At 64.4% G+C, this 25,443-nt stretch carries 23 protein-coding genes; 6 read left to right on the top strand and 17 right to left on the bottom strand.

Translation table 11 applies throughout. From position 1 onward, the window contains the following. Window positions 1-5: 5 nt before the first annotated feature. The 7 genes from dnaG to EU803_RS03435 form a co-directional block, all read right to left on the bottom strand. The gene (gene dnaG / locus EU803_RS03465; RefSeq protein WP_129679767.1) at window positions 6-1,982 is read right to left on the bottom strand and encodes a DNA primase; all 1,977 of its coding nucleotides are present in this window, start codon (window positions 1,980-1,982) and stop codon (window positions 6-8) included. A gap of 217 nt (window positions 1,983-2,199) precedes the next feature. Next, complete coding sequence (locus EU803_RS03460) at window positions 2,200-2,745, bottom strand: sarcosine oxidase subunit gamma (protein ID WP_129679765.1); 546 nt, start codon at window positions 2,743-2,745, stop codon at window positions 2,200-2,202. Continuing rightward, a complete protein-coding gene (locus EU803_RS03455) occupies window positions 2,738-5,668 on the bottom strand; it encodes a sarcosine oxidase subunit alpha family protein (RefSeq protein WP_129679763.1) in 2,931 nt (976 codons plus the stop codon). Before EU803_RS03455 ends, EU803_RS03460 begins: the two co-directional genes overlap by 8 nt. After that, window positions 5,665-5,925, bottom strand: a complete 261-nt coding sequence (locus EU803_RS03450; RefSeq protein ID WP_129679761.1) for a sarcosine oxidase subunit delta — start codon at window positions 5,923-5,925, stop codon at window positions 5,665-5,667. Before EU803_RS03450 ends, EU803_RS03455 begins: the two co-directional genes overlap by 4 nt. 11 nt (window positions 5,926-5,936) lie before the next feature. Next, on the bottom strand, window positions 5,937-7,190 hold the full coding sequence (locus EU803_RS03445; protein ID WP_129679759.1) for a sarcosine oxidase subunit beta family protein: 1,254 nt from the start codon (window positions 7,188-7,190) through the stop codon (window positions 5,937-5,939). 187 nt (window positions 7,191-7,377) lie between these two features. After that, window positions 7,378-8,718 carry a TadE/TadG family type IV pilus assembly protein gene (locus EU803_RS03440; protein WP_242494263.1) on the bottom strand — a complete coding sequence of 447 codons (1,341 nt, stop codon included), beginning with the start codon at window positions 8,716-8,718 and terminating at the stop codon, window positions 7,378-7,380. Between the two features lie 2 nt (window positions 8,719-8,720). Then, complete coding sequence (locus tag EU803_RS03435; RefSeq protein ID WP_129679757.1) at window positions 8,721-9,143, bottom strand: TadE/TadG family type IV pilus assembly protein; 423 nt, start codon at window positions 9,141-9,143, stop codon at window positions 8,721-8,723. Between the two features lie 308 nt (window positions 9,144-9,451). On the opposite strand from EU803_RS03435, the gene EU803_RS03430 reads away from it, so the two are divergent. The 3 genes from EU803_RS03430 to EU803_RS03420 are packed head-to-tail and all read left to right on the top strand — an operon-like array spanning window position 9,452 to window position 12,334. After that, window positions 9,452-11,215 carry a TadE/TadG family type IV pilus assembly protein gene (locus EU803_RS03430; RefSeq protein ID WP_129679755.1) on the top strand — a complete coding sequence of 588 codons (1,764 nt, stop codon included), beginning with the start codon at window positions 9,452-9,454 and terminating at the stop codon, window positions 11,213-11,215. Next, window positions 11,212-11,748, top strand: coding sequence for a TadE/TadG family type IV pilus assembly protein (locus tag EU803_RS03425; RefSeq protein WP_129679753.1), 537 nt, complete (start codon window positions 11,212-11,214; stop codon window positions 11,746-11,748). Before EU803_RS03430 ends, EU803_RS03425 begins: the two co-directional genes overlap by 4 nt. 1 nt (window position 11,749) lies before the next feature. After that, a complete protein-coding gene (locus EU803_RS03420; protein ID WP_129679751.1) occupies window positions 11,750-12,334 on the top strand; it encodes a TadE/TadG family type IV pilus assembly protein in 585 nt (194 codons plus the stop codon). Between the two features lie 6 nt (window positions 12,335-12,340). On the opposite strand, the gene EU803_RS03415 is transcribed toward EU803_RS03420, so the two are convergent. After that, window positions 12,341-12,823: a hypothetical protein gene (locus EU803_RS03415; protein WP_129679749.1), complete on the bottom strand. Its 483-nt coding sequence runs from the start codon at window positions 12,821-12,823 to the stop codon at window positions 12,341-12,343. 168 nt (window positions 12,824-12,991) lie between these two features. On the opposite strand from EU803_RS03415, the gene EU803_RS03410 reads away from it, so the two are divergent. Further along, complete coding sequence (locus EU803_RS03410) at window positions 12,992-13,903, top strand: pirin family protein (RefSeq protein ID WP_129679747.1); 912 nt, start codon at window positions 12,992-12,994, stop codon at window positions 13,901-13,903. 39 nt (window positions 13,904-13,942) lie between these two features. Here the strand turns inward: EU803_RS03410 and EU803_RS03405 are convergent, their stop codons facing one another. After that, on the bottom strand, window positions 13,943-14,251 hold the full coding sequence (locus tag EU803_RS03405) for a DUF1992 domain-containing protein (RefSeq protein ID WP_129679745.1): 309 nt from the start codon (window positions 14,249-14,251) through the stop codon (window positions 13,943-13,945). Between the two features lie 32 nt (window positions 14,252-14,283). Then, on the bottom strand, window positions 14,284-15,444 hold the full coding sequence (gene carA, locus EU803_RS03400) for a glutamine-hydrolyzing carbamoyl-phosphate synthase small subunit (protein ID WP_129679743.1): 1,161 nt from the start codon (window positions 15,442-15,444) through the stop codon (window positions 14,284-14,286). 197 nt (window positions 15,445-15,641) lie between these two features. On the opposite strand from carA, the gene EU803_RS03395 reads away from it, so the two are divergent. Beyond that, window positions 15,642-16,100 carry a GatB/YqeY domain-containing protein gene (locus EU803_RS03395; protein ID WP_129680165.1) on the top strand — a complete coding sequence of 153 codons (459 nt, stop codon included), beginning with the start codon at window positions 15,642-15,644 and terminating at the stop codon, window positions 16,098-16,100. Between the two features lie 48 nt (window positions 16,101-16,148). Here EU803_RS03395 and EU803_RS03390 read toward each other — a convergent pair whose 3' ends face one another. Continuing rightward, window positions 16,149-18,557, bottom strand: coding sequence for a DUF2309 domain-containing protein (locus EU803_RS03390; protein WP_129679741.1), 2,409 nt, complete (start codon window positions 18,555-18,557; stop codon window positions 16,149-16,151). 14 nt (window positions 18,558-18,571) lie between these two features. Further along, window positions 18,572-20,122 (bottom strand): proton-conducting transporter membrane subunit, encoded by a 1,551-nt coding sequence (locus EU803_RS03385; protein ID WP_129679739.1) that lies wholly within the window; start codon window positions 20,120-20,122, stop codon window positions 18,572-18,574. A 107-nt stretch (window positions 20,123-20,229) separates the two neighbouring features. Between EU803_RS03385 and EU803_RS03380 the strand changes: the two genes are divergently transcribed. Then, window positions 20,230-21,099 carry a LysR family transcriptional regulator gene (locus EU803_RS03380; protein ID WP_129679737.1) on the top strand — a complete coding sequence of 290 codons (870 nt, stop codon included), beginning with the start codon at window positions 20,230-20,232 and terminating at the stop codon, window positions 21,097-21,099. Here the strand turns inward: EU803_RS03380 and EU803_RS03375 are convergent. The 5 genes from EU803_RS03375 to EU803_RS03355 all read right to left on the bottom strand — a co-directional run bounded on the left by EU803_RS03375 (window position 21,096) and on the right by EU803_RS03355 (window position 25,440). Beyond that, window positions 21,096-21,485 carry a carboxymuconolactone decarboxylase family protein gene (locus EU803_RS03375; RefSeq protein ID WP_129679735.1) on the bottom strand — a complete coding sequence of 130 codons (390 nt, stop codon included), beginning with the start codon at window positions 21,483-21,485 and terminating at the stop codon, window positions 21,096-21,098. The two genes, EU803_RS03380 and EU803_RS03375, sit on opposite strands and share 4 nt — an antisense overlap. A gap of 12 nt (window positions 21,486-21,497) precedes the next feature. Continuing rightward, window positions 21,498-21,920: a GFA family protein gene (locus EU803_RS03370; protein WP_165352763.1), complete on the bottom strand. Its 423-nt coding sequence runs from the start codon at window positions 21,918-21,920 to the stop codon at window positions 21,498-21,500. Window positions 21,921-21,924: 4 nt separating this feature from the next. Further along, complete coding sequence (locus EU803_RS03365) at window positions 21,925-23,376, bottom strand: aldehyde dehydrogenase family protein (RefSeq protein ID WP_129679731.1); 1,452 nt, start codon at window positions 23,374-23,376, stop codon at window positions 21,925-21,927. Between the two features lie 83 nt (window positions 23,377-23,459). Beyond that, entirely contained in the window at window positions 23,460-24,548 is a 1,089-nt protein-coding gene (locus EU803_RS03360) for an aromatic ring-hydroxylating dioxygenase subunit alpha (RefSeq protein WP_129679729.1), read from the bottom strand. A gap of 1 nt (window position 24,549) precedes the next feature. After that, entirely contained in the window at window positions 24,550-25,440 is an 891-nt protein-coding gene (locus EU803_RS03355) for a MurR/RpiR family transcriptional regulator (protein WP_129679727.1), read from the bottom strand. Between the last annotated feature and the right edge of the window lie 3 nt (window positions 25,441-25,443).

The following is a 25,443-nucleotide window of genomic DNA, read 5'->3' as shown; positions in this document are numbered from 1 at the left end:
CAGGGCTAGTGCGGGCGGCGCTTTCCGCTGCCCTTGGAATAGTCGATCTGGGACAAAAGGCGGTCAAAGGCGGTTCGTTCCTCTTTCTTCATCCGGGCGCCATTCGGGCCGGTTTCAAACTCGGCCCGGTCTTCCCCTCCACCCTTCATAGCTCGGTCAACCAGCAGACCGGCCTGACGAAGTCGGAATGTAAGTGTTTCATTCGCTAGGTGGTCAATGTCTTCTTCGGCCTCAGCCTTCTCCACGAGCTGAGCCCGGCGCGAGGTTACAATCGCGATATGGTAAGCGAACTCATGCTTTACAATGTCCAAAGGGTAGTTCTCGCGGACTACTGGTTGGATTTTGACAAGTGGATCAAAAAGAATTCGTTCCACTGTCGCGTTCCCCACAGCAGCACGTATCGCATTGATAAAGGCCTCTCCTTCATCATCAGCTTCAAAGCCCAAAACGGCGTCAATGATTGTTCGTGCATTCGCGTCAACCACATCAAATCGTTCCAAGCCGTCCCGAAACTCTCTCGTTGCCAAAGGATTCGCGAGACAAATTCCAGCGACGATACGATCTCTCGCAAGAAACAACTGCGCCTCGGATACGCCGCTAGCCAAAAGCGACGATTTTGCTTCCGCCGTCGTGGCAGCGCGTTGGGGCTTGCGCTTGAATTCTGGAGCCCAGTTCTGGGGCCTAAACGCCTCAAATCTATATTGCTTGAGCGCCTCCCCGTAATATTTCCTGACGTCAGGGTCAGGAATCTGAGCGACAAGCCCGCGTAGTCTCTTGTCGAGGTCCGCTTTCTGTTCGGGTGTTTCAGTTGAACGTTTGCCGAACTCTGAATTCCACAATTTGCGGACCAGCGGCATAGCGCCGTCTAGCAACTCCTGGAACGCCTGCCGCCTTTCTTTTCGGCCAGTCTCTGAATCCGCCCTGAGAAAATCGTCCGGATCTTGGCCCCCCGGAATCTCAAGAAAGAACAGACTGTTATGCCCACTCAGCTCCTTGAGAGCTAGACCGATCAGCCGGTCAGCCGCCCGCAAGCCCGCCGTATCCCCATCCAGCGCGATCACCGGTTCCGGCGCCATGCGCCACATCAGCCGCAGCTGATCCTCGGTAATGGCGGTGCCAAGCGGGGCGACCACGGCGGGGAACCCAGCCTCGGACAGGGCGATGACATCCATATAGCCCTCGGCCACGATCAGCGGATGGCCCTTGCCCGCCGCCTCGCGCGCGGGGGCGTGGTTGTAGAGGCTGCGGCCCTTGTCGAACAGTTCGGTTTCGGGCGAATTCAGGTACTTGGCGTTGTCATTGGGGTCCATCGCCCGGCCGCCAAAGGCAATGCAGCGCCCGCGCAGGTCCCGGATCGGGAACATGATCCTGTTGCGGAAGGTGTCATAGGGGGCGCGGCCCTTGTCCGAAGGTCGCGCCAGACCGGCGGCAAGGATCAACTCCGCCTCGATCCCCTTGGCCGTCAGATGCTCGCGCAGGGCCTCCCATCCGGGCGGGGCAAAGCCGATGCCCCAACGGTCCTGCGCCGCCTCCGACAACCCGCGCCGGGCAAGGTAATCGCGCGCCTCGGCCCCGGCCCCGGTCTTCAGCTGCAGGCGGTAGAATTTCACCGCCTCTTCCATCACCTCGGCCAGCTGGGTGCGGCGGTCTGCCTTTTCCTGCGCCTGCGGGTCGCGCTCGGGCATGGGCAGCCCGGCCTCGCGGGCAAGGATCTCGATCGCCTCCATGAAGCTGACGTTCTCTGTCTCGCGGACAAAGGAAATCGCGTCGCCCTTCGCGTGGCAGCCAAAGCAGTAGTAATAGCCCTTGCGGTCATCGACGTGGAAGCTGGCGGTCTTTTCCTGATGGAAGGGGCATGGGGCCCAAAGGTCGCCCTTGGCCTGATTGGACTTGCGGGTGTCCCACATGACCTTGCGGCCCACGACCTGCCCAAGGGACAGGCGGCCACGCAGCTCATCAAGGAATCCGGGGGGCAGGCTCATGGGGGGCAATATCGGCCTTCCACCGGCTGGCGGCAAGGGGGCTGGTGGGTCAAGACCCACCTTACCCGGGGGCGCTTCGCCCCCCGGACCCCCCGAGGATATTTTGAACCCAAAGAAGAAGGGACTCTCATTTTGCCCCAAATACTCCGGGGTGAATGGCCCGAAAGGGCCAGAGGGGCAGAGCCCCTGACGTAAGGTGGGTTTTAACCCACCGCCCCTAGACGGCCCGCGCGGCGACGCCGGTTGCGGCCTCGGTCAGGTCGTGCACCAGTGTGCGCGCCATCGACCGCATGACCATCACCTCGAAACTGGTCGGTCCCAGCCGGGTGACGCTGGCCGTCATGTGGTTGACGAAGCTTCGCGCGGTGTGCCCGCGCTTGAAGCTGCCCGCCCGCAGGTCCAGCGGCACCAGCCGGGCCAGCACCGCCTCGGCCCCGGCCCCGTCGATCCGGACCGCGGCGATCCCGTCGCCCTGATCCGTCACCGCCGCCAGCCCCGACAGGTCCGGCATTTCCGCGCCGATCACCAGCGCCCGGCCCGCGCCGGCCCAGATCGCCCGCGCGCCGCCCTTGGACAGCGCCCGGTTCGCGGCCGGGTATCCGACCCCCAGCGCCTTGGTCAGCGCCTCGCTGACCGCCGCCTCTTGCCCTTTGAAGGGGGCCACGGACCAGGCCCGGTCGATCACGACCTCGGACAGCTCTACGGTGCCGATCGTCTTGGGCAGCAGCCCCTCGCACGGGGTTTTCGCAATCAGTTTAGCCACGAAGCCGCCCTCCTTCCGGGTCGAAGAATACCGGGTCACAGACCTCGCACAGAGTTTCGACCCCGCGCAGGTGATCGACCAGCCGCACCGTCTGCCCGATCCGTGCCCGGCCCCCTTTCAGGAACCCAAGCCCCAGCATCGTCCCCAGCGTGGGCGAATAGCAGACGCTGGTCACATAGCCCTGATCGTTGACCCGTTCGGCCTTGTCGCCGGGGTTGAACAGATGTGCGCCCGCGGTCAGTTGCTTTGACGCGCCATTGGGTTTCAGCCCGACAAGCTGCTCCCGGTCCTCGTCGATCAGCCCCGGACGCCGCGACAGGGCGTTGCCGATGCAATCCTTCTTCTGGCTGACCATCCGGTCCATGCCGATGTCAAAGGCCGTGGTCCGCCCGTGGATCTCGGCGTGGGTGATGAACCCCTTCTCGATCCGCAGGACGTTCAGCGCCTCCATCCCGTAGGGACCGCCGCCCAGCATTTCGGCCTGTGCCAGCAGCAGCCGGTAGAGGCTTTCGCCATAGCGCGAAGGCACGGCCACTTCGTAGGCGTGTTCGCCCGAGAAGGAGATGCGGAACAGCCGCCCTTCCACCCCGGACACCCCAACCGCCGCACAGCCCATATAGGGCATCGTGTCGTCGTCGATGGCCGCGTCCAGCACCCCGTTCAGCAGGTCCCGCGATTTCGGACCGGCAACGGCGAACTGCGCCCATTGTTCGGTGACCGAGACGATCTGCACGTCCAGATCGGGCCGCAGCGCCTGAGCGACGAAATCAAGGTGGCTCATCACCAGACCGGCGGCGGCGGTGGTCGTGGTCATCACGTAGTGGTTTTCGCCCAGACGCGCGGTGGTGCCGTCGTCCATCACGTGCCCGTCTTCGCGCAGCATCAGCCCATAGCGGACCTTTCCGACCTTCAGCGTACCAAAGGTGTTGGCATAGACAAAATCAAGGAATTCGGCCGCGTCCGGCCCCTGAATGTCGATCTTGCCAAGGGTCGACACATCACAGATCCCCACCGCCTCGCGCACCATGTTGACCTCGCGGTCGCAGGATTGCCGCCAGTGTGTTTCGCCGGCGCGCGGGAAGTAGGAGGGGCGATACCACAGCCCCGCCTCGATCATCGGGGCGCCGCGTTCGGTGCTGGCGTCATGGCTGGTGGTGAACCGCTGCGGGGCGAACCCCGCCGCCTGCCCACCCGCCCCCATCGCCGCGATGGCGACCGGGGAATAGGGCGGCCGGAAGGTCGTCGTGCCGGTTTCGGGAATGCCCCGGCCCGTTGCATCGGCCAGCACCGCAAGGGCGGAGACGTTCGAGTTCTTGCCCTGATCGGTGGCCATGCCCTGCGTCGTGTAGCGCTTCATATGTTCGACCGAGCGGAAGTTTTCCTGCGCCGCCAGCCGCACGTCCTTCACATGCACGTCGTTCTGGAAGTCCAGCCATTTGCGGCCCTTGCCTTCGACCGCCCAAAGGGGCGTCAGGCGATAGGGCGCATCTTCGGCCTGCGGCAGGTCGATCTTCTGCGCCTTCTTGCCCAGATCCTGCGCGACCGCATTGGCGGCCTCGGCCCCGGCGGACAGGCAGCCGTGGGTCGAGAAGGTTCCGTTCGCCGCCCCAGCCACGGTCATCCCGGGGATCATGTCGGGCCGTGGCACGAAGCTTTGGATCGCCTCGTTCCAGACGGGCCGCCCGTTCATGTGGCAGGTCATGTGCACGGTCGGGTTCCAGCCGCCGGACATGCCCAGAACATCGGCGCGGATTTTCGTCCGCTTGCCGTTCTGGTCGATGGTCACGCTGTCCAGTCCCAGCCGCCCGGCGGTCTGAACCACCTGCGCACCGGTATAGACCGGGAAATCGCCCGACACATCCGCATCGGCGCGGCTGTCGATCAGGGCCGTCACCTTGACCCCGGCGGCGGTCAGATCGCGCGCGGTCTGATGCGCGTCGTTGTTGTTGCCGAAGATCGCGACCTCTTTGCCGCCCACGACCCCCCAGCGGTTGAGGTAGGCGCGCACCGCCCCGGCGGTCATGATGCCGGGTCGGTCGTTGTTGGGAAACGCGATGGGGCGTTCCAGCGCCCCGGCGCACAGGATCGACCGCTGCGCCACGATCCGCCAGAAGCATTCGCGCGGCAGCCCGTCGGCCCGCGCCCGGTGGTGGCTGACCCGTTCCAGCGCGCCAAAGGTGCCTTGGTCGAAGGCCCCGGTGACGGTGGTGCGGGTCATCAGGCGGACGTTGTCCATCCCCGCCAGTTCGGCCACGACCTGCGCGGCCCAGTCGGCACCGGCCATCCCGTTGACCTGATGGGTTTCGGCCAGAAGCCGCCCCCCCATCTGGCTGTCTTCATCGGCCAGGATCACGTCCAGCCCGGCCCGCGCGGCGGTCAGCGCCGCCATCAGCCCGGCAGGCCCGGCCCCGATCACCAGAACGTCGCAGAAGGCAAAGGCCTTTTCGTAATGGTCCGCGTTCGATTCCTCGCTCAGCGCGCCCAGACCGGCGGCGTGGCGGATGAAGGGTTCATAGACCTTTTCCCAGAAGCTGCGCGGCCACATGAAGGTTTTGTAGTAGAACCCCGCGCCAAGGAAGGGCGACACAAGGTCGTTGACCGACAGAAGGTCGAACCGCAGCGAGGGCCAGCGGTTCTGGCTGCGGGCGGTCAGCCCTTCGAACAGCTCTTGCGTGGTGGCCCGCACGTTGGGGTCCGTCGCGGCCCCGTTGCCGATGGTCACCAGCGCGTTGGGTTCTTCCGAACCGGCGGTCAGGATGCCGCGCGGGCGGTGGTATTTGAACGACCGCCCGATCAGCCGCACGTCATTGGCCAAAAGCGCCGAGGCGAGCGTATCGCCCACGTGGCCGGTCATCCGTTCGCCATCGAACTCGAACGGGACAGAGCGGGAGCGGTCGATCAGACCCTTGCCTGCGACTCTCATGTCCGGGCCTCCGAGGCGAGCGTGGACCCCTGCACGGCATGGGTCACGGTGTTGCGGTCAACGACCACCCATGCGCCGCAGGGGTTGTGATACCACATGTCGCGGGTGTCGCCGGCGGGGTTGTCGCGGTTGTGCAGGTAGTCGGCCCAGACCGCCAGATCGGCGTCCCGGTCGGGGCGGTTCAGGATCTCGGCAGCCCCCTGATAGGTGAACTCGCGCCCGTCGCGCGTGCCGCAATGTGGGCAGGTGATACGCATGTGCCCGTCTCCTAATGCAGGTTGTGCTGAGAGCCTTTGCCCTCTTCATCCATGATGCTGCGGCCGGTTTCGAACCGGTCGAGGCGGTATTTCGCGGCCACGTCATGCGGTTTTCCGGTGGCCATGAGATGCGCAAGGCACCAGCCCGAGGCAGGCACCGCCTTGAACCCGCCGTAGTTCCAGCCGCAGTTCAGGAACAGCCCGTCCACATGGGTCTTGTCGATGATTGGCGAGCCGTCGGGCGACATGTCCATGATCCCGCCCCAGCTGCGCAGCACCTTCGCCTTGCCGATCATCGGCATCAGCGACATCCCCGCCTCCATCACATGTTCGACCATCGGCAGGTTGCCGCGCTGTGCGTAGGAGCTGTAGAAATCCAGATCGCCCCCGAACACCAGCCCGCCCTTGTCCGACTGGCTGATGTAGAAATGGCCCATGCCAAAGCTGACCACATGGTCGATGACCGGCTTCAGCCCTTCGGTGACAAAGGCCTGCAAGACGTGGCTTTCGATCGGCAGGCGCATCCCGGCCATCGCCGCGACCTGACTGGACCGGCCCGCGACGACCATCGCCACCTTCTTGGCCTTGATCGCCCCGCGCGAGGTCTGAACGCCCGTGACCTTGCCGTTCTGGATGTCGATGCCGGTGACTTCGCAGTTCTGGATCAGGTCCACGCCGCGCCGGTCGGCCCCGCGGGCATAGCCCCAGGCCACGGCGTCGTGCCGGGCGGTGCCGCCGCGCGGGTGATAGAGCCCCCCGTAGATCGGGAAACGGTGGTTGTCGAAATCAAGATAGGGCAGGTGTTTGCGCACCCCTTCACGGTCCAGAAGGATCGCGTCGTCGCCCTGATTGACCATGGAATTGCCGCGCCGGACAAAGGCATCCCGCTGGCCATCGGAATGGAACAGGTTGATCAGCCCGCGCTGCGAATGCATCACGTTGTAGTTCAGTTCGTGTTCCAGCCCTTCCCAAAGCTTGAGCGAGTGGGAATAGAATTCCGAGTTGCCCTGAAGGAAATAGTTGGCGCGCACGATGGTCGTGTTGCGGCCGATGTTGCCACCGCCGAGGTAGCCCCGTTCCAGCACCGCGACATTGGTGATGCCATGGTTCTTGGCCAAATAGTAGGCCGTGGACAGCCCGTGCCCGCCGCCGCCGATGATGATCACGTCATATTCGGGCTTCGGCTCTGGATCGCGCCAGACGGGTTTCCACCCTTTCTGGCCAAACAGCCCTTCCTTCAGCACCCTGAACCCGGAATAGCCCATCGAACGCCCCTTCGCATCTGCGGCCCTGACGGGCCGGTCCTGCGCGCGACACTATCAATTCAAGCCAGTGGTTCAACGGTCGGAGCCGACAAAAATACGCTGTCTGCGACCCCGAAAAAACGGGGCCATGGGTCAAAAAGGAACAGGCGGCCCGAAGACCGCCTGCCTGCTGTTCTTTTCGTAGCGCCTAGCGGGCGAGGCGGAAGTATTCTGCCTCGAAGTTGTTTTCCATGCCGGTGCCGCAGAAGCCCATGTTCATGTTCGACGTGCCGCTGACCACACCGCCCGACACGATCGACGCGCCCTGAATACCGTCCGCGTTGGCCGTGAAAACGATGTCCTTCTCGGCCAGAAGCTGGCTTCCGAAGATGCTGAGGCCCGAGCTGAACTCCATGCCCCCAAGGGATAGGATCTGGGCACTGCCACCGCTGGCGCAGTTGTCGTTGCGGCCGATCTGGACGTTGGAACTGGCCGTGATCGACTTGATATAGGGGTTCGTGGTCGCGATGATCGCGTCTTCGATGATCAGGCTCTGGTCCAATTTCAATTCACAGGCCGCCAGGATGACCACGTTGTTGATTGTCATGGTGCCCGACTGGCCGTTGTTCAACGTCAGGACGCCGTTCGAATGGCAGCCCACGATGTTGACCCGGTTCGGGGTCAGATCCGCCATCGACAGACCGCGGCCATTGCGCACCCGGACGGACACCGGCGGCTGCGTGGCGTCGATGTAGTCGGGCAGATATTCCGGGTCCATGTTCGCAAGCCCGTCGATGATGTCGTAAAGCTTGTTGATGATCCGCAACCGGTAAGCGCCGGACCGCAGGGCCGCGTCCAGACCTTCGTTGGTTTCCCAGCCCGAGGTCGGCAGTTCCAGGTCGGTGGTGTTGGGCATGGAAACCACGGTCCCCGCCTCGAAGGTGTTGTTCGAATTCAGCGACACATGGCTGTTCGAGTGGATACAGAACCCGTTGGTGTAGGCGTTATTCGATTGCAGGTCGACGACGCCGTCAGCGACGAACCCTTCGCGGAAACAGGCCGGGCGGAAGGTGGTAAAGACCGACTGCACCCCGATGTCCCAATTCGACAGACCGGCGAATTGCAGCAGGAAGCTGGACACCGGGTTTGCCTTTTCAGACAGGCGGGTGCTGGTGACCAGCACGGCATCGCGGCTGTCATTATCAACCGTGAATGTATCGCTGTCGCGATCATAGTAGCCGAACTGGATATCCTCGGCGGTCAGCACGATCCCGTAGCGGCTTTGCGGCATGGTGGCCTCGACCACTTCTAGCGCGGCAAGACGGGCCGTCGCCGCATCTTCGGTATCGCGGGTATACAGTGCGGCGTGCGCCGCCATGTCGGCGGTGATCTGAAGCTGGGTCCGGGCGGTGAAAAGGTTCGACGTGTCGATCGCGACACCGGCCATGATCGCCATCGCCATGAAGATGTAGAGCCCGAAGATGGCCATGCCGCCTTCTTCGTCTTTGAAGAACGCGCGGAACTTACGACCGATTGCATTCATCCACATGATCAGTACTCCAGATAGTGTTCAGATGACACTTCTACGTTGTAGCCGCTGAGAAAATTGAAGAAGCCGACGGCGACCATGTCAGTCACGGGCACCTGCACGCTGGTCGAAATGACCCCGGCGTTCAGCGTCGTCACCGCAACGGCGGATTCGCTCAGGCCGGCAAGCGCATCGGTGACGAAGTTTTCCGTTTCTGCTTCGCTCGACAGGCGCCCGACCGAGAAGGCCCGGTTTGCATCCTGCACGATGCGCATCATTTGCGATTGACGATGGAAGACGAAGGACACGTCCGCGATCATCACAAAGACGACGACGAACAGCGGCAGCCAAAGCACCGCTTCAACGGTCGCAGAGCCGGTTTCCTCTTTCCGGAACCGGCGGGCCCATTCTGATGCCGCTACATATTTCATCTCAAGATCGCTCATGACTCTTTCACTAGACGGTCAATCTGGAGGCGAAATGAGGCAAAACTTGGAAGGCACTGTGTCCAAGGTGGACCCTTTTAACGAATTTGGAAGAACTTCGAGTCTTAGGTTGCCTGCCGCATATCCGGCGACTGTCATCAATCCGGCATAACTGATGGGCAAACCTGGCGGACTGTTTCCGGTTGCCCCGAAAATCGGCCCAGGTTTCGCCTGACTCCGCCCAATTATTGCCATGAGGATTTGCGACAAACCTTACCAAAGGCCCGAGTCTGCCTGCAGTCCGGACCGTCATCGAGGATAGGTTAACAATGTGTGTACGTCGCCCATGTGTCCCGGGCAGGTCCGTAATCAGGTCGCTGCCAGGGGGAGGAGCTTTCCGTAGGTCCGAAGATGGCGGGATCATCATCTTTGCGATGGTGATTTTCGTACTCATGCTGGCCGCGGCCGGTCTTGCCGTGGACCTGATGCGCTTCGAGACCAACCGCACGCGGCTTCAGGGCACGCTGGACCGCGCGGTCCTTGCTGCGGCCGACCTTGACCAGACGCTTCCCGCCCGCGACGTGGTTGTGGACTATTTCGAAAAATCAGGCCTCGGCTATGCCATCGACCCCGCCGACATCATGGTGGACGAAGGGCTGAACTTCCGCACGGTTTCGGCCACCGCTCATGTGGACACGCCGATGCTGTTCGGGGGGCTTCTCAACGTGTTCTCGGGCGAGGCGGACCCCTATACCCCGGTGACGCCCGTCCTGTCGGCCCCCGCAGCGGGCACCGCCGAAGAGCGGGTGAAGGAGGTCGAGGTCTCGCTGATCCTCGACGTGTCGTCGTCGATGCTGTCCAACAGCCGGTTTGAAAACCTCAAGCCCGCCGCCCGCGAATTCGTCTCGACGGTTCTGAGCAATAACGACCCATCGACCGGCGCGCTGGTCAGCGTGTCGATGATCGCCTATTCGGCGGTCGTGAACCCGGGCGCTGATGTGGTCGCGCAACTGAATGTAACCAACACCCACGACTACTCCAGCTGCCTGATCTTCCCCGATAGCGAGTTTTCATCCGCTAGCTTCAATCAGTCGCTGACCTATGAGCGGCTGGCGCATTTCGACTACGGCGCCAGCACGAATTACTATGCCACGCCGATCACCCGCCCGTGGTGCTTCCCCGGGACCGAGAACGAGATGGTCGTGCATTCAACCAGCGAATCCGACCTGCATGGTGCGATCAACGGGTTGCAGCCCTTTGGCAACACCGCCATCGACCTTGGCGCCAAATGGGGCGCGGCCATGCTCGATCCCGGAATGCAGAATGTTGTTCAGGCCGTTGTCGGTTCCGGCACGCAGGTGTCGAACCGGCCGCTGGACCCCATCAGCGCCGAAGTGATGAAGGTCATGGTCCTGATGACGGACGGGCAGAACACGACCGAATACGATCTGATCGACACCTTCAAGGAAGACCTGTCCATCGTCTGGATCAACAAGGACTACCCGACTCAGCCGATTGGCGATGTGCCGCGCAGCCGGTTCTCGATTCAGGTGTCCGGCGCCAACACCAAGAGCCGAAACGACGACCGGTTCTACTGGCTGGCGCAGGGCTACTACAATTCCTACAGCCCGCCGGTTTACGACTATCCCCAAGGCTACCCGAACTACCGCTCCGAGTCGCGGGTGGTGGCCACGCCCGGCCACGGAATAGACTATTCCAGTCAGGTCCGGCATCTGAGCTGGCAGGACATCTTTGCAACCTGGGTCTACAGCCGGGTGAACAACGAGTTGTTCTACGAGCCCTACCAGAATGGCTGGCTGAGCTATGATACCTACGTTTCCACCGACTACGCCCTGACCGCGATTGTCGGCGGCGCCAGCGCCGACAGCCGGCTGGCCAACATCTGCGCGGCCGCCCGTCAGTCGGGGATCGTCATCTACACGGTCGCCTTCGAGGCGCCGGCGCATGGTCAAGCCACGCTGGAGAATTGCGCCAGTTCGCCCAACCATTTCTTCATCGCCTCGGGCACGAATATTGCCGACGCCTTCTCGGCCATCGCGACCGACATCCGCCAGCTGAAGCTCACCCAATGATCCGCCGCATCTTCAACCTGTTCAGAGTCTTCCGGCGTGGCGAAGACGGGACCGCCTCGGTCGAATTCGTGCTGGTCTTCCCGGCCTTCATGATCCTGTTCGTTTCGGCCTTTGAACTGGGGCTGATGATGACGCGCCACGCGATGCTGGAACGGGCACTGGACATGACGATCCGGGAAATCCGCCTGAACACCGCAGTCACCCCCACCCATGATCAGGTCAAGCGGATGATCTGCAATGGGGCCGGGATCATCCCGAACTGCATGGAAAGCCTGAAGCTGGAAATGATCGTGCTGAACCCGCGCGACTGGGCCGATTTCAACACGCGCGCGGATTGCGTCGATGTGGATCAGCCCTTTGCCCCGGTGCGGTCATTTTCAAGCGGCCAGCAAAACCAGCTGATGGTGCTGCGGGCCTGTTCGCTGTTCAGCCCGATCTTTCCGACGACCGGGATCGGCTATCACATCCCGCGTCAGTCGGGCGATCAATATGCGCTGGTCTCGCTCAGCGCCTTCGTGATGGAGCCCCTGTAGGATGTTGGCCCCCCTTCACAATTTCCTGCGCCGGTTCCGGCGTGACGATCAGGGTTCGATCGCGGTCGAGGCGATCCTTGTCTTCCCGGTACTGTTCTGGGCGGTGCTGGCGACCTTTGTCTATTTCGATGCGTTCCGGTCCCAGTCGAACAACCTGAAGGCCGCCTTTACCATCTCGGACGCGCTCAGCCGCGAGTCGGGCTATGTGACGCCCGAATACCTGACGTCACTGCACCGGCTGCAAGAGGCGCTGACCTCTTCCAACCACGACAGCCGCATCCGGGTTACGGTTATCCGCTATGATGAGGGGGCGGACGCCTATAATGTCGTCTGGTCCCAGCAGCAAGGCGGCGCAAACCCGTTGACCACTGCAACCCTTCTGTCCATGCGCGACCGCCTGCCGGTCATGCCGGACAATGAAATCCTGATCCTGTATGAAAACTGGATCGCCTACGAGCCGATCTTTTCCATCGGGCTTGATGCGTTCACATTCCAGAACATGGTCTTCACGCGGCCGCGTTTCACCCCGGATCAGCTGTGCTGGAACAGCGTGAACGACGGCGACTATACCACCGCCACCTGCTGACCGGGATCAGCCGCGCTGCGCGATCCAGGTCGCGATCACCTCGGCCATGAACTTGGTTTCGGCCTGCGGCAGCACCCCGCCGATGCCGACCCGCCGACCGGCGCGCCACCACAGGCCGGGCGCCCAGGCGCGGCTTCCCTTTTCCTTCATCACCAGCACGAAACCGTTGGACGGCTTGAAGGCGAAGACCCCCCGTTCGACCGCCACGACATCCTCGATGCGGGCGATGACCTGTCCGGTATCGTCGCAAAGCGTCTCGGCCCGCAGTTCCAGCGCGCGGGTGGTGGCCCGCCGCATCCGTTCCCCAAGCACAAGCGCCCCGATCCCGACCGCCGCCATCAGCACGGCCCAGACCGGCGCGGGCGGCTGCATCAGAAGAACATACAGCACGAGCAGCCCCAGCAGGTATTGCATCCCCACCCCCAGCCATCGCCGGCCGGGAGATGCGGCGGTGCGGGCGTAGACTCCGCTGTCGTCGGGATGGAACATGGGCGGGCACCTTTGTTGGCGGAAATGTCGCCCCACCCCTACCCGCGCTTCGGGACCATTGCCAGTGCTTCTATCATTTGCGCAGGGGCACCATGCGCCTGCACACAGCCCGCCAGATTGCCGACCCGGCCGCCGCGCCCTACCTTGGGTCATGAAAGGAGACACACCATGTCCATTCGTCCCACAGTCGAACTGCGCAAGGCCATGCCCACGATGGAGGGCGCAGGCGTGAAGCTGCACCGCGCCTTCGGGTTTCAGGACCCGACCGAGCTGGACCCCTTCCTGCTGTTCGATGATTTCCGCAATGACCGGCCCGAGGATTTCCTGCGCGGCTTCCCGTGGCACCCGCACCGGGGGATCGAAACGATCACCTATGTCCTGCAGGGCACCGTCGAACATGGCGACAGCCTTGGCAACGAGGGCACGCTGAGCGCGGGCGATGTGCAATGGATGACCGCCGGGTCGGGCATCCTGCATCAGGAGATGCCCAAGGGGAACATCGCGGGCCAGATGCACGGGTTCCAGCTTTGGGCGAACCTGCCCTCGTCGCTGAAGATGACCGCGCCGCGCTATCAGGACGTGAAGGGCAAGGACATTCCCGAAATCATCGACGATGACGGCACGCGGGTGAAGGTGATTGTCGGCAGTTTCTGGGGCCAGTCCGGCCCGGTCGACGGGATCGCCGCCGACCCGCAATACCTTGATATCTTTGTCCCTGCCGGGGTGAAGAAGACGTTCAAGATCGACACCTACCGCCGGGCCTTCGCCTATATCTTCAACGGATCGGGCAAGTTCGCTGATGCGTCGGACCCCTTCGGCGTCCTGCTGGAAAAAGAGGTCATGGGCGAAGAGGTCAACATCCGCGACCTGTCGGGCAACCGCACGCTGGTCCGCTTCGGCACGGGCGAGGAGGTGACAGTGCAGGCCGGGCCAGAGGGCATCCGGTTCCTGCTGATCTCGGGCGCGCCGATCCAGGAACCCGTGGCCTGGCACGGACCGATCGTGATGAACACGCAGGACGAACTGCGGCAGGCGATGCGCGACCTGCGCAACGGCACCTTCATCAAACCGGCGCATTGATATGGTTGTCACGGCCTGCTGCCTTGCGGCGGGCCGTGCTTATTTCCGCCAGGCCTGACGTGCGATTGCGATTTTCGCTTCCATCATCGACATCTCTTTCATGATGTCCTGGCGGCGGGTTCGGTCGCCGGTATCGCGCAATTCCTCGCGCAGGCGCTGAAGTTCCCGCGACAGGCTGACGAATTCCGGCGTCGCGCCGTTTTCCTTCATCAGCCGGTTGATCAGCGCGTTTTCCGGGTCATCGCAGGGCGGCAGCGGTTTTCCCGCGCCGGGCAGGTTGTCGAACTGCCCCTCGGCCTCGGCCGCGCGGATGCGGGCGGTGATCAGGTCAATCAACGGATGATCCATGCGCCCATCCTACCCTGTTCGGCCCCCTTTTGTCAGCCCTTTCGGGCCTCCATCGCATCGGCGAACCGTTCGAACAGGTAGAAGCTGTCCTGCGGGCCGGGGCTGGCTTCGGGGTGGTGCTGCACGCTGAATACCGGCCGGTCGGTCATGCGGATCCCGCAGTTCGACCCGTCGAACAACGAGGTATGGGTTTCGCGCACGCCGTCGGGCAGGGTCTGGCTGTCCACCGCGAAGCCGTGGTTCATCGAGGTGATCTCGACCTTGCCGGTTTCGTGGTCCTTCACCGGGTGGTTCGCCCCGTGGTGGCCGTGGTTCATCTTGATGGTCTTGGCGCCCAGCGCCAGCGCCAGCATCTGGTGCCCAAGGCAGATCCCGAAGACCGGCAGGTCGGTCTTGTTCAGGATTTCCTGAATCATCGGCACGGCATAGGTACCGGTCGCCGCAGGGTCGCCGGGGCCGTTGGACAGGAAGACGCCATCGGGGTTGTGGGCCAGCACCTCGTCCGCCGTGGCGGTCGCGGGCAGGACGGTCACATCGCAGCCGGCACTGGCAAGGCAGCGCAGGATGTTACGCTTTGCGCCATAGTCCAGCGCGACGACCTTGTGACGTGGGGCTTCTTGCGGCAGGTAGCCCTCGGGCCAGGCCCAGCGCATTTCGTTCCAGTGGTAGGACTGGGCACATGTCACGTCCTTGGCCAGATCCAGCCCGACCAGCCCCTTGAACCCGCGGGCGGCGGCGACCAGTGCCTCGACGTCGAAGTTGCCTTCGGGATCATGGGCCAGCGCCACATGCGGCGCGCCCTGCTGGCGGATCGCGCGGGTCAGGCGGCGGGTGTCGATGCCGCCGATGCCGATCCGGCCCTTGGCGGTCAGCCATGCGGTCAGGTTTTCGGTCGCGCGCCAGTTCGACGGCTCGGTCGGGTCCCATTTCACCACCATGCCGGACGCGACCGGTTCAGCGGTTTCATCGTCTTCGACGTTCACGCCGACGTTGCCGATGTGCGGGAAGGTAAAGGTCACGATCTGCCCGGCATAGGACGGGTCGGTCATGATTTCCTGATACCCGGTCATGGCGGTGTTAAAGCACAATTCCGCCTCGGCCTGCCCGGTTGCACCAAATCCTTTGCCGAAGAACACGGTGCCATCGGCAAGGGCGAGGCAGGCAGTCGGTTTCTTCTGGTTCCGATCCGGCATCACACGACTCCCATTTGCGCAAATTGTTGCGGTCCTAAGGTCTGGCGGCGGGGGGGTCAAGGGGCCAAAGCCCCTTTGCGGCAAGGTCGTGCCGTTGCGACTGCCTGTCGCTTCGAAAGGTTGTAACCCCTGCCCCGTCAGGATAAAGGAACGGCCTGCGTTTGCGCAAACGGATGGGACAATCGGGAACCGAAACGATGGAAATGCGACAGCGGGTCAGCGACGCCCTGAAAGAGGCGATGAAGGCCAAGGACACCGAACGGCTTTCGACCCTGCGGCTGATCAACGCCGCGATCAAGGACCGCGAGATTGCCGCCCGTGGCGACGGCGACGAGGGCGAGGTCGGCGACGACATGATCCTTGGCATCCTTGGCAAGATGGTCAAGCAACGCCATGAATCGGCCCGCGCCTATGAAGAGGGCGGCCGGCTGGAACTGGCGGAAAAGGAACTGTCCGAAGTCCGAGTGATCGAGGAATTCCTGCCCCGGCAGCTGTCCGAGGACGAGGTGACCAAGGCCGTCACCAATGCAATCGCCGAGGTTGGCGCCACCAGCATCCGCGACATGGGCAAGGTCATGGGCGCCTTGAAGGCCCGCTATACCGGGCAGATGGATTTCGGCAAGGTCGGGCCGCTGGTCAAGGATCAGCTGGGCTGACAGGTCTTGCAGATGTGAAAAGGGCCGGTTTGACCGGCCCTTTTTCGTTTATTCCGCCGCCATCGCGGGCCGGGCATCGGCCTGATCCCGCATGGGTGCCCAGGACCCGCCCGGGACATAGCGCCAGTCCAACCGCCCGTCGTCCCCCATCGCCAGCAAATGCAACCAGCCGTTGTCGAACAGCGCCCGAACCTGCGGATTGCGGGTCAGGATCGCGCTGATGGCCTCGCGCGGGGCTTCGACCACCACCGACAGCCGCAGCGGGTCGTGCTGGAACCCTTCGCCATCATGCACCGATTGCCACGGCAGGCCCGGGCGCGGCGCGCCGCCGTTGCCCTCAAGCACGCCGATCCCGCCGACCACGTTGTGCAACAGCTTGTTGCCGCCGCCGAACGCCTGCGGCGCAACGGTCGATCCGTAGTATTGCAGGCTGATCCAGCTGGCCACGACAACAGGCGCGGTCAGGATCAGTTCCAGCACCCGGAACCCGTCGTCCTGTTGCCAGTCGTAGCTGTGCAGGAAGGCCCGGCCGTCCAGCCCCGTGCCATCGGTCCGCCCGCGCGGGGCCGCGATGAAGGCCCGGCACCCCGCCAGTCCCCATTCCGGCCGCAGTTCCGACCAGTCAGCGGCCCGGCGCAACACGTCGCCTTCGCCACGGGCGCGCGGCAGGCGGGCGGCCCGTTCGGTCCGCGCCTGACGCCCCGCCGCCGCCAGCCAGCGCCGCAGGGGGGCAAGGTCGGGCCTTTGGCCCGCCTTGGGCAGGTCGCCATCGAAAAGGGTGACCGCGTCGGTCGTCGTATCGTGCAGGGCGCCAATGAAGACCGTATCGGCGGGGATCTCGATCCCTTCCCCGGCAAGGTCCTTGCGCAGGTTCGCATCGTTCAACAGCCCGGCCAGAAGTCGCGCGTTCACATCGCCCTTGTGCCCGCCACAGGCGCCGCAATGCAGGGCGCTTTCATGCGGGTTGTTGGTGACGCTGGCCCCATGCCCGGCCAGCAGCACCACCGGCGCAAAGCCCGAGGTCAGCGACATCGCCCGCAGGATCGTCGCCGCCGTTTTCACCCGCGTGGGCAGGTCGACGCCTGGGTCCAGTTCCGGCATCGGGTCCGGTTTGGCCCCCGCGCCGCCAAGGGCCAGCGTATCGCGCAACAGCTTGCCCGCGTAGACCGGGCCGGTCGCCTCGACAAAGGCGAAAGACGACACGGCGGCGAGTTTGAACCGCCCCCAAGCCCGTTTCGCCCGCGCCTTGTAGCGGCGGTCAAGGTCGGTCGCCGTCGGCTCGACGCTGGAGGAGGTCACGCCCGGCGTCAGCAGGACCGGCCCACGGCTTTCGCCCACGTCCGAGCCGGCCCCGTGGTGAAGCGTGGCAAGTCCGAAGAACCCGGCAAAGCCCAGCGTCTGGATGCCTGCATCCTGCGCCTCCAGCGCACGGCGGAAGACCTCGGACCGGACGTCGATGCAAAACGCGACCTGAAGTGCGGGACGGTCCGGTTGGGCGCGCGGCGTGGCGGCGGCAAGGGTGTCTGCCAACCGCCGTTGTTCGGCACGTTCGGCTGCCTCTTGCAGGATGGCGTCGATCTGCTGGTCCCGGCTGGGGGTGACGGGCTGTTCGTGGGCCGCGATGACTTTGGCCCAGCGGGCGGAAATCTGGTCGCGATACTGGTGAAACAGCGCCTCGTCAAAGACCAGCCGGATGGTCAGCAGTTCGTTGGTCGTCGGGTCCGTGTCCCCGGCCAGTTCCGCCTGCCACAGCAGGTGGCGGGCGTATTGCGCCCAACCGCCCAGCGACATCAGCAGTCGGTGCAGCGCGGTGGGTGTCGCGGCGGGGGTGACCCCCAGCCCCTCGACCGCGCGGCCCATTGCCCGCCAGGGCGAGGCCGGGGTCGCGGCGACGAAGGCCCCAAAGCCGGACAGGCCCTGAATTTCCGGCGTCAGGTCGCGCATCGCGTAGGCCCGCCACGCGGCATAGACGCCCCCGGCGCGGCCCGGCTGCCACAGGGCCTGCCCCCGGTCGAAATGGCTGGCGGCCCAATGGCCGATCCGGTCGTCGATCAGGCCGGGCCAGTCGATCCCGGATACCTCCGCCGCAAGATCGGCCACCGTGGGCAGCGCAACGGGCGCCTCGGGGGTGGCTTTCAGGGCAGCGGTTACCTCGGCCAGGGTCAGGGGTCCGAAGGCGGGTTGCGCGGCCAAGGCGTCGGTCAGGTCGGTGTCGGTGATCTGGCCGCCGTCCACCTGTGCCGCGCGCACGGCCCGGTCGGGGAACACCGGCACGCCCGCGACCCGCGCAAGCCGCGCCGCCGTCACCGCCAGCGGTTCCTGCACTTGACCGAGGAAGGGGTTGACCGCGACGCTGGCCTCCAGCGGGAACAGCGGCGGGATTTGCCGGACAGCCTCGTTCGCGGTCGCCACCAGCGACAGGAGTTCGGCGGGATAGGTTTCGTGCTTCATGAACATGGTGGAACTCCGTTTCAGGCGTGGGTCCGCTTTGACCAGCCCGCGAGAAGCCGGTCGAAAACCGTGTTGGCGTAAAGTCCGTTGGACAGGTGCACCCGCAGCCCGGCGGCGGCCGGATGCGCGGCCCAGAGCGGGAAGGTGGCCTGCGCCACGGCGACGATCCCAAAGCTGAACAGCGCCAGAAGGATCAGCGCCCATTCCAGCGGCCCGGGGGCGGGCGCGGTGGGCAGGGTGCCATGGGTCAACACCCCGGCGATCTTTTGCAGCGCGAAGTACCCCAGCGAGGTCGCCCCGGCATAGAGGATCGTCCGCCGGGTCAGCGCCATCGGCGCGGCATCGGCCAGCCCCTGTGCCAGAAGATAGGCCACCCCGAAGATCAGGATCACGCCCAGCGCGATCGCCTGCACCGATTTCCCGTCAAAGCCCAGAAGCAGGCCGATCCCAAGATAGATCGCGATGGCCACGCCAAAGGCCTGCACCACATTGCGCCCGCTGGGCACCGCGACCGGGCCGGGCCTGCGCAGGGCGGCGACATTGCGCACCGCCTCGCCCGCGCTGAGGAAGGCGTGGGCCTTGTACAGCGAATGGGCCACGATGTGCAGCAGCGCAAGCGGGAACAGGGCCAGCCCGCACTGCAGGATCATGAAGCCCATCTGGGCGATGGTCGACCACGCCAGCGAGGTCTTGACCGCCGGTTGCGTCAGCATCACCAGCCCGCCGAACAGCGCCGTGAACCCGCCCAGCATCACCAGCGCCGCCATGACCCCGGGGGCCACGAGGATCATATCGGCGAAGCGGATCAGCAGAAAGCCCCCGGCGTTGATGACGCCTGCGTGCAGCAGGGCCGATACCGGCGTCGGCGCCTCCATCACCTCGGTCAGCCAGCCGTGGGCCGGGAACTGGGCCGAGGCGAGGACCGCCGCCAGCCCGATCAACAGCGCCGCGCCAAGGGTGGGCAGGCTGGGCGTGGCCGCCGCAAGGATCGTTGCGATGTCGGCGGTCTGATAGTCGATGGCCAAGAGGAGCAGCGCCAGCGCCAGCAGCCCTTCGCTTGCCCGGGCCACGACCCGTTTCTTGCGGGCGGCCCGCTGTGCCGTGGTCCGGTCGGGATAGAACAGAAGCAGCCGGTCCAGAAGGACGCTGGTTGCGACCCAGGCCACGAAAAGCTGCACAAGGTTGCCCGCCGTGACCAGCAGTAGGACCGCCGCCAGCGTCGCCGCCATCCAGCCGGTAAAGGCGCCTTGCCGGTCCTCGCCATCCAGATAGGTGGCCGAGTAGCGCAGCACGACCCAGCCGATGAAGCTGACAAGGGTCAGCATCGCCCCGCTTACGGCATCCAGCCGGACCGACAAGCCAATGCCCCAGACCCCGATGAGGGGCGAGGTTCCGCCGCCCCATGCAACAAGGGCCGCGACCGACAGGCCGGCGATCCCGAAGGCCGCCAGCGCCACCCATTCAGCCAGTCGCGGTAGCGTACCGGGCCTGCGTCCGGGTGTTGTGCGGGCGCGCAGCGCCACCAGAAGCAACAGGATCGGACCAAGATACGGCAGGAACAGATGGGTCACGGCGGGCTCCTTCCACGGGATCAAACGCGTTGGCGGAGGGATAGGGCCTGACGTGACTTAATAAAAATTCATTGTTTGATGATTATCGTTCTATTATTAAGAACGATATGCCGCTGAACTATCATCATCTGCGCTATTTCTGGGCCGTCGCCCATGACGGGAACCTGACCCGCACGGCGGAGCGGCTGAACCTGTCGCAATCGGCCCTGTCCACCCAGATCAAGCAGTTGGAGGACCGGCTGGGCCATGCGCTGTTTGACCGGCGCGGGCGGCAATTGCACCTGACAGAGGCCGGGCGTATCGCGCTGGACCACGCCGATGCGATCTTTGCCACCGGGCAGGAACTGGTGGCGACCTTGCAGGACAGCGGGCGCAGCCGGCAGGCGCTGCGGGTCGGGGCGCAGGCGACGTTATCCCGCAACTTTCAGATCGGGTTCCTGCGGCCGATCCTGTCGCGTCCGGATGTCGAGGTGATCCTGCGGTCGGGCCATCCCACCGAACTTCTGGAGGGGTTGGCGACCCTGAACTTCGACCTTGTGCTTCTGAACCGGGAACCCCCGGACGACGGGCTTGCGCCGTTTGAGACGCACCGTCTGGCCGAACAGCCGGTCAGCCTTGTCGGCACCCCTGCCCGTCTGAACCCCGATCTGCCACTGGCAACGCTGCTGCGGGATCAGCCGGTGATCCTGCCGACCCGCGACAGCACCCTGCGCATGGCCTTTGACGCGCAGGCCAGCCGCCTTGGGATCAGCCCGCAGGTGGTGGCCGAGGTGGACGACATGGCGATGATGCGCCTTCTGGCCCGCGAGGACATCGGGCTGGCGCTGGTGCCGCCTATCGTGGTGAAGGATGAACTCGCCTCGGGCCGCTTGGTCGAGGCCCGGGATCACCCGGCCATTGTCGAAACCTTCTACGCCATCACCCTGCGGCGACGGTTCCCGAACCCGGTGGTGCAGGATCTTCTGGCAGAGCGCTAGAGCAGCCCTTCCGCCTCGAGCACCTTGCGGGCCGCGCGGAAGCACTCCAGCGCCTGCGGCACGCCGCAGTAAATACCGATCACATGGATGATCGCCCGGATTTCGTCCTTGGTGACGCCGTTGTTAAGCGCGCCGCGGCAGTGTAATTCCCATTCGTGCATCTTGCCCAGCGCCCCGATCATCGACAGGTTCATCATGCTGCGGGTCTTCGGGTCGATCACATCGTCGCCCCAGCCGAAGCCCCAGCACCAGGCCGTCATCGCCTCTTGAAAGGGCCGGGTGAACTCATCCGCCGCGGCAAGGTTCTTTTCGACGTATTCCGCGCCAAGCGTGGCCTTGCGCTGCTCCAGCCCCTTCAGGAACAGGTCTTCGTCAAATGCGGTCATCCGTGGGTTCCTTCATTGGTCTTGGATCGGCACCGCCCCATCGGCGGTGGCGGCATATTTCGGCAGGTCGTCGGTGATCGCCAGCCAGGGCAATTTTTCCTCGAAATGGAAATGCGCGGCCGGGGTGATCTGCGACGGGTCATCCAGCGAGGCGGCGTAGAGGTGGGTTTCCTCGGGCCAGCGGGTGGATTGATAGGTCAACTGGCTGCCACAGTCCGGACAGAACTGCCGCCGGACCGATCCGCCGCTGGTCACATGGTCGGCCAACTGGCCGGTCCAGACCACCCCGTCACGGGGCACCCCAAAGAAGGTGGTGAACGGGGCCGATGTCGCGCGGCGGCAGCTGTCGCAATGGCAGTGCCCGGCCCAAAGGACCGGCCCGTCTGTTTCCCATCGCACCGCGCCGCACAGGCAGCGCCCCGTCAGTCTGGCCATCGTTTTACCCCAGCTTGATCGCCACGTTCTTGGTCTGAACGTAGTTCCATAGCGCCTCGCGCCCCTTTTCGCGACCGTAGCCCGATTTGCTGTAGCCGCCAAAGGGGGTTTCGACCCCGCCCGCATACCATTGGTTCACGAAAACCTGCCCGGCCCGCAGCTGTCGCGCGGCGCGGGTGGCGCGGTCCAGGTCGCGGGTGAAGACGCCCGAAACCAGCCCGTAGTCGGTGGAATTGGCAATCTCGATCGCCTCGGCGTCATCGCGGAAGGACAGGACCGAGAGGACCGGGCCGAACACCTCTTCGCGGGCGATGGTCATGTCGGGGGTCACGCCGGTCAGGACGGTGGGTTCAAGGAAGGCGCCGGGGCGGTTCAGCGGGCGGCCACCTGCCGCCACCGTGGCCCCCTGCCCCTCGGCATCTCGGACCATGTCGGCGGCGCGGTCGCGCTGCCCGTCAGACACCATCGCGCCCATGTTGGCGCCGAACTCGGTCCGTTCGATCCCCGGCCCGACCGACAGCGATTTGGCAATGGCCGTCGCCCGTTCCACCAGTTCCGCATGGCGGCTTTCGTGGACGATCACGCGGGACATGGCCGAACAGACCTGACCGGCGTTGAAATAGATGCCCCAGCGAATGTCGGTCTCGAACGCGTCCAGATCGGCGTCGTCATGGACGATGGCCGCCGACTTCCCGCCCAGTTCCAGCACGCAGGGCACAACGTTGCCCGCCGCCGCCTTGGCGATGGCGATGCCGGTGGGGACCGATCCGGTAAAGACGATCTGGTTCACATGGGGGTGGCCCGCCAGCGCCGCGCCCGCCGTGCGCCCCATCCCGCAGATCACGTTGACCGTGCCCTTTGGGAAACCCACCGCCTCGGCCGCAAGGGCGAAATAGGTGTTGGTCAGGGGTGTCATTTCGGGCGATTTGATCACCGCCGTATTGCCCGTGGTCAGCGAGGCCGACAGCGACCGCGCGGTCATTTCCAGCGGGTAATTCCACGGGATGATCTGGGCCGACACGCCAAAGGGCTCATGGTCGGTAAAGTCGAAATAACCCGCGCCCAGCGGGATCGACCGGCCTTCAACCGTGCTGGCCTGATTGCCGTAATATTCGAAGTAGAGCGCCGCGCCCTCGACCTCGATCACGGCTTCCCAAAGGGGCTTGCCCTGTTCGCGGGTCAGCACCTCGGCGATCTCGTCCTTGCGGTCGAGGATCCAGCGGCCCATCGCCTGCACCATCCGGCCCCGCTCGATGGGGCGCATCGCGGTCAACGCGCCGGACAAGTGGACCCGGCGGGCCGCCATCACCGCGCGGTCCACATCGCCCGCGTCGGCCAATGCCACCTCGGCCAGTTTTTCGCCCGTCGCCGGGTCGGTCACGTCGATCCGGCCTTCGCCGCCATCGACCCAAGCGCCGTCGATATAGTTCTGCCAATAGGGTTTGATGTCGGCCATCTGTCGGGCTCCGCTGTTCGTGTTTCGGGGGCAGACTACCCCGCCCGCCCCCGGTTCGATTGCCTGAATGCGGTATCGGGCCGTCAGGCAGCGCCGTCCACCGCCGCACGCATCCATTTTTGCAGGTGCATGATGGAATGTTCCGAATTCACCCCACAGCCGGGATCGACAACCAGCGGTCCCGGGACATAGCCGCGCGATTTCAACCCGCGCTGCACCGATTCCACCAGCCGGATGTCTTCCTCGACCGTGGTGGCGCGGTCCTGAACCGCCATGCGGCGGACCGTTTCATTGTCTTCGCCGCCCACCGAATACCAGCCGCGCCAGACAACCACATGATCGGCATCAACCGCCCGCCAGTGATAGGTGTTCAGAAGATTGCCGGGATAGACCTGAAAACTAAACATCGGCCAGAGGAACCACGACGAATACTTCTCGTTGTTTTCAAAGCCGGAATTGATGTCATAGGTCATGTTTTCCAGCGAATTGCATTCGGTTGTATGGCGCAGGCAATAGCCCTGCGGCTGGATGTCATAGGTTTCGGGCTTGATCACCCCGGTGGCGAAGGTCGGGTGATTGATGCTGCAATGGTAGCATTCCGAGTAATTCTCGACCGAGACCTTCCAGTTGCAGTTTTCCGGGATCTCCACCCATTCGAGCGGCTTCAGGTCGGCCCAGTTCGGCACGAAATCCCGCAGTTCCGCGCGGACGTTGGGAAACCAGTCGTCCATCGGCTTGGCATCGGGATCAAGGTTCACGAAGATGAACCCAAGGAAGACCTCGGTCTGCACACTGGTCAGGCAGACCTTGGACCGGTCGAACCCTTCGACCGCCTTCAGGTTGGGGCCGGCGCGCAGCTCTCCGGTCAGTTCATAGGTCCAGGCGTGGTAGGGGCAGACAACGACCCGGGTCGTGCCCGACCCTTCGACAAGCTGGTGCGCCCGGTGCTGGCAGACGTTGTAGAAGGTACGGATCTCGCCATCGCGCCCCTTGATGCAAAACAGGCTTTCGCCCGCCAGATCGAAGGCAAAATAATCGCCCGGGTTTTCCAGCTGGCTGGCGTGCCCCGCGAATTGCCAGGTCCGGGCCAGAAGCCCGGCCTTTTCCAATTCATAGACCTTCGGATCGGTGTAGTAGCGCGCGTCCAGCGAATGAATGAGGGGGGCCGTCATGTCAGTCCTCGTGATAGATGCCCAGCCGGTGGCGGCGGGCGTGAAACCGTTCCACCCGGCCAACGATCTCGTCCGAGGCGCCCGCGATCACGAAGGACAGGAGCGTTTCCAGAAGCGCGATGGTTGAAACCGAAGAGGGGAAGAATTGCGGGGTGTCGGCGCGGACGACGAACCCGTGGTCGGCAGCGCGGATGATGGGCGAGGCGGGGCTGTCGGAAATCCCGATCACCGTCATCCCCTGTTCACGGGCCACCTCGACGGCGGCGACAACCTCGGCCCGGTAGGGCTTGCAGGTGATGGCGATCAGCACATCCTTTGGCCCGGCAAAGGCAAGGTCATCCACCGCCGAATTGCCCGGCCCGGGGATCGCGTGGAACCGGACCATGCCGGTCGAGGCGAGATAGGTGAAGTTACGGGCGTTGGCGTTGTTCACCCCGACGCCCAGCGTATAGGTGCTGTCACTGGCCCAGATCGCCTGTGCCGCCGCTTGCAGTTTCTCGGCAGAGGTGGCGGAAAAGGTTTCCTCGATATTGCGGATGGCCGCGCCGATCATATCGGCGAACAGCCCGCCCAACTCGCCCTCTTTGGCGATGCTTTGCAGCCAGCGGGCACGATCCTCGAAGGTCACCGACCCGCGCCGGATCGCCTCGCGGAAGGGGGCGCGGAAACCCTCGTATCCGTCAAAGCCCACCTGCCTGGCCATGCGGACCACCGTGTTAGGCTTGACCTTCGCCGCCTCGGCAATCTCGCGCACCGTCGACACGCCCACATCCTGCGGGTTTTCCAGAACGTAGCGGGCGGCCTTCTGCGCCTCGGGCGTCAGCGCATCCCATTCCTCGGTCAGGCGATCAAGGACGGTTGTCGGTTCGGATGGTATGTTTGTATCATTCATGAT

This window comes from Loktanella sp. IMCC34160, assembly GCF_004145845.1.
Lineage (GTDB): Bacteria > Pseudomonadota > Alphaproteobacteria > Rhodobacterales > Rhodobacteraceae > SELP01.
The sequence above is the reverse complement of the archived record's forward strand: the minus strand, read 5'-3'. Positions and strand labels throughout refer to the sequence as shown.